The following is a 10,120-nucleotide window of genomic DNA, read 5'->3' as shown; positions in this document are numbered from 1 at the left end:
CGCAAAAAATAGCCTCGTCTCAAAACAAAACCTCTACCTCAAGAATGGTAATTTAATTTCTCACCATTCCTTAGTATGAGCGTGATTAACAGCCAGGGAGTTTAAAATTTGCGGCTGACCAGAAGATCATTGGTATACCGACAAGCCGAGCTTTTGTCTATTATTCAGAGAGTCTTTGGGTGCAGGCATTTTTACCATTACTCCTTTAGTATCAGAGGTCACTGTAAATGTAAGATCTCCCGCCAAGTAGTTTTTACCATTAGGTAAAGCTGCCTTGGTAGTAAAATTGATGCGTAACAGGTGTTTGCCGGGCAGTAGCCGAAAAGATAGTGAACCTGGGATGGGTTGGTTTTTTTGAAAGCCGTGGCTGATGCCGGCAGTATGGCTACCCAAATAACCCGATTTACTCAATTGGGTTATGTTACTGTCTATTTTTACCTCGAAATCTTGTTTAAGCGGTGTTAACTTTTTGTTTACCAGCGACTTAATAGAGCTTAGTATATTGCTAAAAGCGGCTTTAGAGCCTTTGTGGATATAAGTACTTCCCGAATCGTGAATTTTGTAAGTTGTACGATTGATGCGTAGAAATATAGACACTCCGCCCCGGTCGTGCGTGCGTATGTTGTGTGTTTTTAACTTGTCAAATTTATTGTTGACAAAAGTAGCATATATTTGGTCAAGCTCGGAGGCGTTGAGTGTAAAGTAGGTTTTGTTTTCTGTTTGGTATGCTCTGTGTTTTTGGTAAGAACTATCTTGAGAAATATAAATGCTCTTCGAAACAGGCAACATTCCCCCTTGTTTGCTTACTTCTATTACCAGGTTTTCAGGGCGTTTTTTTGGCAATTTGCTTACACTCACCAGGGTAGTAGGAATAGCACCTTGGTGATAAAAGTAGTAAAAAACACCTCCAGCAATTATGACAAAAAGAAGAATAGCAATTTTGTTCATGGCATATAAAAGTAAGACCGCGTTGATTAAAGATAGACTATTTGCAAGGCAAAAAAAATGATTTCACGAGGCATCGCAAAATCATTCTTAAATTTTAATTGAGGTTAAAGACTAATGCATGGCAGCTTTTGCTGGGCGTTGAGGGTTCGACGCATTCAATTGTTGCTTCCCCTTTTTACAAATACGCACAAGTTTTTTGAGCCAGAATAGGTTCAGCCAGAATGCTGCTGCCAGTGTAGCAAAACTATAAATAAAAACTCCTGTGCTTAACAATGGCGCTTTCAGCTCATAGTAAACAAATAGTAGAGTAACTGTAATATGGAAAGCTACTCTTATTACAATAAATATAGGTAATTGCCAGTTGTTAATTTTTTGAATAAACTGGCTATAGTCACCCTCCGAGGCCTTGAGCAGGCGAATCAAGTGATAAAATATGCTGGTAAATGGTAAAATAATAAAACTGGTCAACATAGCCAGGTACTCACCTTGTGCTATCAGCAGAGTCATACCAACACTTACTACTACATGATGAATAAGAAGGCTTTTGTCGTATTTTTTGCGGGTAGTAAGTTCCAGATAACTAGAATATATGTAAAACCCAACTGCTACCAAAAATAAGTGTTTATGCAGGGTGTTTGCCAAGGTGTATTGCCACAATTTAGGCGAAGTTGTGAAGAGTATAACGGCAAAAGGGGGAGAAATACAATAATAAATTAAACTAAGTACGTCAGCACGTTTTGTTTTGCTGTTTAGAAACTGATGACCTTTGAATAAGCTTAACAGTTGGTATAATCCAACAAATAGTAAAGAGTACAATGGGATAAACTTTAGAAGTTCCATGTGGCTGATAAATATTAATAATAAGTTAGTAATTTATTTTTGGCGAAATCCCGCAAACTTCGGGTTATGCTTGTACATATCCAAAGGTATTTGCTGAAGTTTTGTACTCTTATTTTTTGAAAAAAAAGTGCAAAGAAGCAGGTGACAAAAAAACGGGGAACGGGTATGCTTCTACAAAACTGCTTTGGGGAACATCAAACAATAAAATTATTCATGCAACAGTAGTTATCAAACCATTCATTCATTCTTTAAAGCCCATTTTGTTGGGGTACACATTTTTATCGCTGCCAAACTCGCCATACGATACACCTTCGGGGTAAGATACTTGGATTTTGTGATGAGCAAATGCCTCCATGATGGCTTTTCTTACCTTAAAGTCAGTTGCCCAGAAATGTTCCTGGGGGACCTTCAAAAACACCTTGACCAGCACTGTGTGTGTGCCAAAGTTGTTGACCCAAACAAAAGGTTCGTCTTCTTTGATCACCTCTGGAATATCATAGGCGGTTTCTTTGACAATGTTTATGGCTTTGCCTAAGTTTTCGTGAAACGGCAAGCGTATTTCAAACTCGATGCTTCTTATTTTGTTTGCCGACAGGTTATGAATGGGGCTGGTCATGAGCATATTGTTAGGAATGGTGACTTGGGTTTGATCAAATTTGCGAAGAATGGTATGAAATATCTGTATTTCGGTAACATAGGCTCTATAATCCTTTATTTTTACTTCATCACCCACTTTAAAGGGGCGAAAAACCATAATGAGTATGCCTGAAGCAAAATTGCTGAGGTTGCCTTGCAACGAAAGCCCTACGGCAAAGCCCATGGCCGCGATGATGCCTACCAGAGAAGTAGTTTCTATACCCACAATGCCAGCAGCACTGGTAAGTAATAAGATTTTGAGCCCAAACCCCACCAACGAGTCTAAAAAAGTTTTTACTTCTTGATTGATGGTGCTTGACCTGCCAAAGGTTCGGCTGGTCACAGTTCTTACTTGTCTTATTAGCCAAAGTCCAATTATTAATACTAGCGTAGCCAACAATATTTTGGGGGCGTAACCTATGGTGAGTTCTACCAACTGGTTGATATAATCGTTGATTTGTTTCATTGCATTGGTGAATAGGGTAGGGGGATTTTTTTTGATAAAATTAGGTCAATTTTGAATTGAGCAAAAATAAGGCAAATATGCAAAAGCCCTCAAGTACCCTTGGTTTTTTTCAATCTTTTTTTTAACACTTTCTTAACAAGCTTATCCCATTCTTGGGAATAAAAGCCAGTATAGCTTTGTCTAAAACCCAATGAATAAGGCTTAGGAATGGTGTAAAAATAAATTTCTATAGTAACGCTAAAATATTTTGTTGCTAGACGAGGCACGGCAATATCCAGTGGATGTTGAGCGAGCTTGAGGGATGGTCGGCTAATAGCATCGCTATTCGGCTATTTTTTAACAAAGTATAGCCTCAAAAGATGAGGTTAAGAATGCGTATTTATTTTGGTACCATTCCTTACTGACAATTTTAAATTATATAGCAGATGACCATGAAAAAACTGATGACCCTTTTATTTTTATCAATGTTGGTGTGCCAAGGCTGGGCACAGTCGCCAAGGCACCGCATACAAGGCAAAGTACAAGAAAAAGGAAAACCTGAGGGGTTGCCTGGTGCTACTGTAATACTCACCCGCCCAAATATTGCCACAGGGCGTGGGTCGATTACTGATAATGAAGGTAATTTCATCATTCAAAATATACCCTCAGGTAAATATATCTTGCGCATTTCTTTTATTGGCTACCAAACCTTGCAAAAAGCTATAGAAATAAAAAGTTCTGACATAAATTTAGGCACCTTATTGTTGGTAGTTTCTTCAGAAAAACTCAAAGAAATACAAGTAGTGGGTAAAACACCTCCTGTAGAGATCAAAGGAGACACGGCGTCGTTTAACTCTTTGGCTTACAAAACCAACCCTGACGCCAACGCCCAGGATTTGGTGAGCAAATTACCTGGAGTAAGCGTAGAAAATGGACAAATAAAGGTAGCCGGAGAAGAAGTAAAGCAGGTATTGGTAGATGGCAAGCCGTTTTTTGGCAACGATCCCAAAGCAGCTATGCAAAACTTACCTGCCGAAATCATTTCAAAGATTCAGGTATTTGACCAACAAAGTGAACAATCGAGGTTTACGGGTTTTGACGATGGCAATACTACCAAAACAATCAACTTTGTGACCAAGGTAAATATGCGAGTGGGTACTTTTGGGAGGTTGTATGCGGGGGGAGGACAAGATAACAATCAAAACGGACGCTACGAAGCCGGAATAAATGCTAATGTGTTTCATGACGATACCCGTCTTACCCTCATTGGTCAGTCTAACAATATTAACCAACAAAATTTTGCGACCGAAGATCTGGTAGGGGTGGCAAGCGCAGGAAGTGGACGACGCGGACGAAGGAGGGGAGGCAGACGAGGCGGAACCAGTGTCAACGATTTTTTGGTAAATGAGCAAGATGGAGTTGCCCAAACCCATGCTTTTGGGGTAAACTATGCAGACAAGTTGCTGAATGATCAACTGGATGTATCGGCTAACTACTTTTTTAATCGCACCGACAATCTTTCGCAACAATTGACCAGTGAAGAGTATTTGTTGGGCAATACTCAGGGGCAGGTATACAATGAAAATAGCATTGCCAATAGTATAAACACCAACCACAGGCTCAATATGCGTTTGCGTTATAAATTGAACCGTTATACCTCCATAGTATGGTCGCCCCGCCTGAGCATGCAGCAAAATAACGGCAGTAGTGCAGAGCTTGGACAAACCACCCTCAATAGTACCGAACTAAATAACTTTAACACTAATTTTAATTCTGACCTTACTGGGATAAGCCTCACTAACTTTTTACTCATTCGCCATAGGTTTGCCACCAGAAGGCGTACTTTATCGGTGCGAGTAAATAATACCTATAACCAAAACCAGGGTGAAAGTTACTTAAATTCGCTCAATAATTATTTTGATGACAACGATACTGAAACCGACAATCTTAACCAATTTTCCGACCTGTTGGTCAATAATAGTACATTGTCGGCAAATGTGACTTATACCGAACCTGTGGCTTTTAGGAGCATGGCGATGTTTACTTATGGCATAGAGTCGCAAACGGGTACATCTGATAAAAAGACTTTTGATTTTGTAGAAACCAACCAACAATACAATAGCCTGAATGTGCCTCTATCAAACACCAATGAAAACAACTATTTTGCGCATAAAGCCACCCTTGGTTTTATGACTCGCCCCAAACGACAGCGCATGATGGTACGGCTGACTTACCAAAATGCTGAACTTACCAGCAAACAAATATTGCCAGGCGAGTTTCAGGTTCAACGCAACTTTGTCAACATATTGCCCATGGCGATGTATAGCTATCGCTTTAGTAAAAGTAAAAACCTGCGGGTGTTTTATCGAACCAATACCACTACGCCTACTGTAGAGCAGCTACAAAATGTCATAGACAATAGCAATCCGGTGCAACTGGAAACAGGTAACCCTGAGCTAAAACAAGCCCTGACCCATCGTTTGTTTGCTCGCTTTAGGTCTACCAATGCCAACAAAGGCAGTATTTTCTTTGCTTTGGTGAGTGCCGAATATACCAACAATTACATAGGGCAAAACACGCTGATAGCCCAGCAAGATACTATGGTGAACGATTACTTGGTACAAAGAGGCTCTCAGCTTACTCAGTCGGTAAACCTGGATGGCTACTACCGCTTGCGTACTTTTGTTACGTATGGTTTTCCGCTCAATTTTATCAAAAGTAATTTGAGTATTTCGCCCAATGCTATGCTTACCCGTACGCCAGGCTTGGTAAACGAGCAAAACAATTTATCAAACAATTATACAGGTGGGCTAAACCTGACTTTGAGCAGTAATATTAGCCAAAATGTAGATTTTACCTTGAGCTCTCGATCGTCGTACAATTGGGTAATCAATAGCCTCAACACTGCAGCAAATAATGCATTTTTTAACCAAAATACCGCTCTCAGGCTTAACCTTATTTTTCTGAAAGGTTGGGTGTTTCACTCCGACATCAACCACCAGTTTTACAATGGTTTGGCAGATGGTTTCAACCAGGATTTTTGGCTGTGGTCTATGAGCATAGGTAAAAAACTATTTAAGAAACGACAGGGAGAAATAAGGATTACAGTGTTTGATGTGTTGGGGCAAAACAACAGTTTGCAACGTGTAGTAAGTGATGCGTCTATTCAGAGCACCCAAACCAATGTATTACAACAATATGTAATGGCAACTTTTAGCTATAAATTTAAAAATTTCAAGGGGGCTATTCCTAAGAAAAAACGCGAACGCAGAAGACCTTTTTAGGAAACAATGGTGTAAGGGTGCCACCAACAAATTGCATAGGCATTTGATGCTTACTTATTTACTGTTCTTCAATATTGAGCAAGTAGAACAGCCCGTTTTCTAATCAATAGAGAGGCGTACCATACACAGGGTGGCGCCTTTTTCGTTGGATAACTTCCAGCGTGGCAATCATACAATGCAAAATGACTATATTGTGGAATTCTAAAAATAAAATTTAATTTTAATCCAATGCAACACTATTCCAAACTAATCAAAGTTTTTTTTGGCACTATTCTGCTTGCTGTGGTTACTGCATTTACCCTGGTCAGCATTCGCCCGGCAAAGGCACCCGCAAACAAGCTTGCTTGCTGTCATTCTAACCAAAGTGACGCTGCTTATACCGCCATTGAAGAGTTTGCCGATCTCACCCACGACCAAGCATTTGTGGCAAGCCATGAGATGCCTACCGACCTTAACACCTACCCGCCCAAGGGCAAAATGGTAGAGTTTGCCACTACCGATGGCAAAAAATCTAAAGCGTATGTAAATAGGGCATCCGGCAAAAGCCCTCATTACTTGTTGGTGATACACGAATGGTGGGGACTCAACAAAAATGTAAAAAAAGAAGCAGATCAACTGTTTAAAGACCTAAAAAAACAAGGGGTAAATGTAGTAGCGCTAGACCTGTATGATGGCAAAGTAGCTACTACCCGCAAAGATGCAGGGAAGTATATGCGTAACACACAAACAGCCCGTGCTGAGGCAATTATTAAAGGGGCTTTGGCAATGGCTAACAAGGCTACTGACAATAAGGCAAAGATAGGCACTATTGGCTGGTGTTTTGGTGGAGGTTGGTCGTTGCAGGCGTCTATTTTGGCAGGTAAACAGGCAGCAGCTTGTGTAATGTACTACGGTATGCCCGAAAAAAATGTAGAACGTTTGAAACTACTCAAAACAGATGTGTTGGGCATTTTTGCCAAAAAAGACCGTTGGATTACCCCAAAAATAGTGAAGACTTTTGAAACCCAGATGAAAAGCATTGACAAGAGTGTCCGTATTTATCAATATGATGCAGCCCACGCTTTTGCCAATCCAAGCAGCCCCCGCTATGAAAAAAAGGCGGCAAAAGATGCTTATAAAAAGGCGTTGAAATTTTTGAAAAAACGAATGTAACTATTCGTCTATATCTAATCATTCACTAACTTATAAACTTACATAAGATGATGAAAACACGTTTTTTGCTATTGCTTGCCTTGTGTTTTGGGAGCGTATACCATCATAGCAATGCACAACTACTTAAGCAAAAATTTCGAGTACACCTGAAAGGTAAAATTGTAGATGAAACAGGGCTAAAGGGTTATGAACATTTGTTGGTAGGGGTGCTATGGCACCACGACGACTTGAACCTAAAGGAAAAGGGGGAGCAAAGAACCTGGAATATGTCGGCAAATGTAGGAAAGGTGAAAAAAAACGGCAAGTATAGTTTTACAATTACCGAACCCCCACTTACAAGAAGCTGTCTGGTGACGCAACGCTTTAGAATGTCTATTGGTTTTTTGGTAGCTTTTGCCGATCACAACAAAAACGGCCAATTTGACGAAGGAGACAAAGTGATAGGAGCCACCGAGCACTACGCCCTGAGCTACATAAATGGCAGTTTCCAGAAAGGGTTGGATGCATTGGAGAAAAAAAACAACAAGAAAATCGTTACTTTGCGTCAGCTTAAAAATGGTATGTATATCAACAAGGCGGTTACCCCAGAAGAGCAAAAACTGAAGGATCCAACGACCGATACACCTTTTGACGACTTGTACCCGCTCAAAAAACAAAAGATAAAACTCAAGGTACGTATTCCTAAAAAACTAAGAGATTTGAAGGTGCCCAACTGGACATAAGTGTTAGGCACTGATTTACTGCATTTGTATGCCAAAGGATAAAGATGATAAATAAAAAATCTGTAACGAAAACTTAGGAATGGTACCAAAATAAATTTACATTCTTAACCTCATCTTTTGAGGCTATACTTTGTTAAAAAATAGCCGAATAGCGCTGCTATTAGCCGATTTTTAGCCTCGTCTAGCAACAAAATATTTTAGCGTTACTATAGAAATTTATTTTTACACCATTCCTTAGACAGCCAAGGCACCAGTACTATCGACAATCGACCAATGCTGTTTCCTTAAGCTTTGTGCATTAAAAAAAACAGACGCGTGAGCCATCTGAGCTAGGCTAAAGCTAAAGGCTTTGTTAAGGAAACAGCATTGAACCATCGACAGTCTTACAACCACTTGATAGGCTGAAGCCCCATGACAAGCGAACCATTGGGCATACGCATCACTACCAACAGGTTTTTATCGTCATAATTGGCCAGCTGCTGCAACAAACGGGGGAATGATATATACTTTACTCCCTCTGAGGCAAAAGGCACCTTGGTTTTGGTAGTAAGGTTTACCTTGGTGTTGGCTATGTCTTCTATAGAAAACTTCATAGCATTACGAGTGGTATTTGCCATCAATATATAGTCTTTGCCTTCTTTTTTGTACACCACCATATCAAGCGGCATATTGCCCATGCCCAATTCGGCTATGGTACGCCCTTTTACATGTTGTCCATTTTTCAGTTGGTCTTCCGGAATGGTAACCAGCGGCGTACAAAGGTATGCCGCCAAGATATGAGGCTTACCGTTGAGGTTATAAGGCAAAAAAGTTCTAATGGGCGACTTGGTTTCATACTGCCCATGGGCTGCGTGGTAAATTTCTATACTACTACTGTTTACCCGATTGCTAAAAGGAAAGGGGATTTTGCGGAAAGTAGAAGCAAACTCTTCGTTTGACAAGCCCGATACATATACCTGCCCGTTGGCGTAGGCAATATCAGTGATTACATCGGGGCGAAACTTACCTCTCCAGTTTTTTTTCTTTTTGTCAATAGGGTTAGGAATGGTCACCTGAGAATACTTAATGTTGTTCAACGACACTTCTTCAAATTCTTTCCCGTTTTTTATTCTAATCAAGATCGTGGCATCATCCAGGTCATTGGGCAACTTCCAATAAGAATCTCCCTTGGCTCTCCCCCTTGATACTGCCAGGTAAATGTTTTTTGACAAAGGGTTTACGGCTACATCATGTACCATCACATCGCTTTTTTTAGCCCCCAACATAGCGGCTATTTTACCTTCCAGGTCGGCAATCTTTAGTACTGTTTTTTTGGCTGGTGCAGTTTTATCATCTAAGGCAATGGCAAACAAAGTAGCCGATTTTGAGTCGCCAATAAATAGTATACCCTGAGGCCCAAAGGCCAGCTGACTCATAGAACTTATTTTGGGCGTACCTTTTATAAAGTTTTCGGTCAGATCGGTGGCAAAAGAGGTAATGCTCCATGCCAATAGACAAATAAAGTAAGAAAGTTTTTGCATGAGTTATTTTGTTAAAATAGAGGTTTTATGGTTGCATAGAGACGACTTACTACCAGATGTATGCACCACAAGCCTGTCTTTACTTTTTTTAATTTAACAGATAATTTACTCAATTGCTGTGGTGCAGGTAATTTTAAGTAATTTTTATACTTAAACAAAAATGGTTTTGAGGATGGATTTTGACCAATTGCCTGAATACCAACATTAATCAATCCTAAAATCACTTTCATCTTAGTATAACTTTTATATGGATGGTTATACAGGTTTGGAAACCTTGACTCAAAGGTAACTATTTGTAAGTTTAGTCGAATACTAGCTTGCTGTATATTAGACCAATGCATTGGGCTAAACGCCTAAAACAGTTGGCAGGTATATCAATGGAGTTGGTAGGGCAAAACACGTTGTTAGGGAGGGTTTTGGGGAGAAGGGTGCCCCCTGATTAAACATTTTTTTTGTTGGTAAGTTGTCACAACAAAATTTTATGTGCTTATGTTAAATCAATACTCCGCAGTGATTTTAGCCAAAGTTGACTACTGATTACCTTCGGTGAGCACCGATATACATCGGTATCTA

At 40.0% G+C, this 10,120-nt stretch carries 8 protein-coding genes; 3 read left to right on the top strand and 5 right to left on the bottom strand.

What is annotated here, in order from left to right; genetic code table 11:
• Positions 1-126 precede the first annotated feature (126 nt).
• The 3 genes from Q0954_RS31010 to Q0954_RS31000 all read right to left on the bottom strand — a co-directional run bounded on the left by Q0954_RS31010 (position 127) and on the right by Q0954_RS31000 (position 2,890).
• Positions 127-948, bottom strand: coding sequence for a hypothetical protein (locus tag Q0954_RS31010; protein ID WP_299464853.1), 822 nt, complete (start codon positions 946-948; stop codon positions 127-129).
• A 111-nt stretch (positions 949-1,059) separates the two neighbouring features.
• Positions 1,060-1,605, bottom strand: a complete 546-nt coding sequence (locus tag Q0954_RS31005) for a TLC domain-containing protein (RefSeq protein WP_299464850.1) — start codon at positions 1,603-1,605, stop codon at positions 1,060-1,062.
• A 424-nt stretch (positions 1,606-2,029) separates the two neighbouring features.
• Positions 2,030-2,890 (bottom strand): mechanosensitive ion channel family protein, encoded by an 861-nt coding sequence (locus Q0954_RS31000; protein ID WP_299464847.1) that lies wholly within the window; start codon positions 2,888-2,890, stop codon positions 2,030-2,032.
• Positions 2,891-3,315: 425 nt separating this feature from the next.
• Here Q0954_RS31000 and Q0954_RS30995 point away from each other — a divergent pair, with 425 nt between their 5' ends.
• The 3 genes from Q0954_RS30995 to Q0954_RS30985 all read left to right on the top strand — a co-directional run bounded on the left by Q0954_RS30995 (position 3,316) and on the right by Q0954_RS30985 (position 8,027).
• On the top strand, positions 3,316-6,153 hold the full coding sequence (locus tag Q0954_RS30995) for a TonB-dependent receptor (protein WP_299464844.1): 2,838 nt from the start codon (positions 3,316-3,318) through the stop codon (positions 6,151-6,153).
• Positions 6,154-6,381: 228 nt separating this feature from the next.
• The gene (locus tag Q0954_RS30990; RefSeq protein ID WP_299464842.1) at positions 6,382-7,305 is read left to right on the top strand and encodes a dienelactone hydrolase family protein; all 924 of its coding nucleotides are present in this window, start codon (positions 6,382-6,384) and stop codon (positions 7,303-7,305) included.
• A gap of 47 nt (positions 7,306-7,352) precedes the next feature.
• On the top strand, positions 7,353-8,027 hold the full coding sequence (locus Q0954_RS30985) for a hypothetical protein (RefSeq protein ID WP_299464839.1): 675 nt from the start codon (positions 7,353-7,355) through the stop codon (positions 8,025-8,027).
• A 383-nt stretch (positions 8,028-8,410) separates the two neighbouring features.
• Here the strand turns inward: Q0954_RS30985 and Q0954_RS30980 are convergent, their stop codons facing one another.
• Positions 8,411-9,547 carry a hypothetical protein gene (locus Q0954_RS30980; protein ID WP_299464836.1) on the bottom strand — a complete coding sequence of 379 codons (1,137 nt, stop codon included), beginning with the start codon at positions 9,545-9,547 and terminating at the stop codon, positions 8,411-8,413.
• Positions 9,548-9,558: 11 nt separating this feature from the next.
• Positions 9,559-9,777, bottom strand: coding sequence for a hypothetical protein (locus tag Q0954_RS30975; RefSeq protein WP_299464833.1), 219 nt, complete (start codon positions 9,775-9,777; stop codon positions 9,559-9,561).
• Between the last annotated feature and the right edge of the window lie 343 nt (positions 9,778-10,120).

The sequence above is a fragment of the uncultured Microscilla sp. genome (assembly GCF_947493425.1).
In the GTDB taxonomy this organism is placed as follows: Bacteria; Bacteroidota; Bacteroidia; order Cytophagales; family Microscillaceae; genus Microscilla.
The sequence above is the reverse complement of the archived record's forward strand: the minus strand, read 5'-3'. Positions and strand labels throughout refer to the sequence as shown.

Coding starts and splice junctions, on each gene's coding strand:
- Q0954_RS31010 (WP_299464853.1), bottom strand. CDS start 948: ATGAACAAAATTGCTATTCTTCTTTTTGTCATAATTGCTGGAGGTGTT.
- Q0954_RS31000 (WP_299464847.1), bottom strand. CDS start 2,890: ATGAAACAAATCAACGATTATATCAACCAGTTGGTAGAACTCACCATA.
- Q0954_RS30995 (WP_299464844.1), top strand. CDS start 3,316: ATGACCATGAAAAAACTGATGACCCTTTTATTTTTATCAATGTTGGTG.
- Q0954_RS30990 (WP_299464842.1), top strand. CDS start 6,382: ATGCAACACTATTCCAAACTAATCAAAGTTTTTTTTGGCACTATTCTG.
- Q0954_RS30985 (WP_299464839.1), top strand. CDS start 7,353: ATGATGAAAACACGTTTTTTGCTATTGCTTGCCTTGTGTTTTGGGAGC.
- Q0954_RS30980 (WP_299464836.1), bottom strand. CDS start 9,547: ATGCAAAAACTTTCTTACTTTATTTGTCTATTGGCATGGAGCATTACC.
- Q0954_RS30975 (WP_299464833.1), bottom strand. CDS start 9,777: ATGAAAGTGATTTTAGGATTGATTAATGTTGGTATTCAGGCAATTGGT.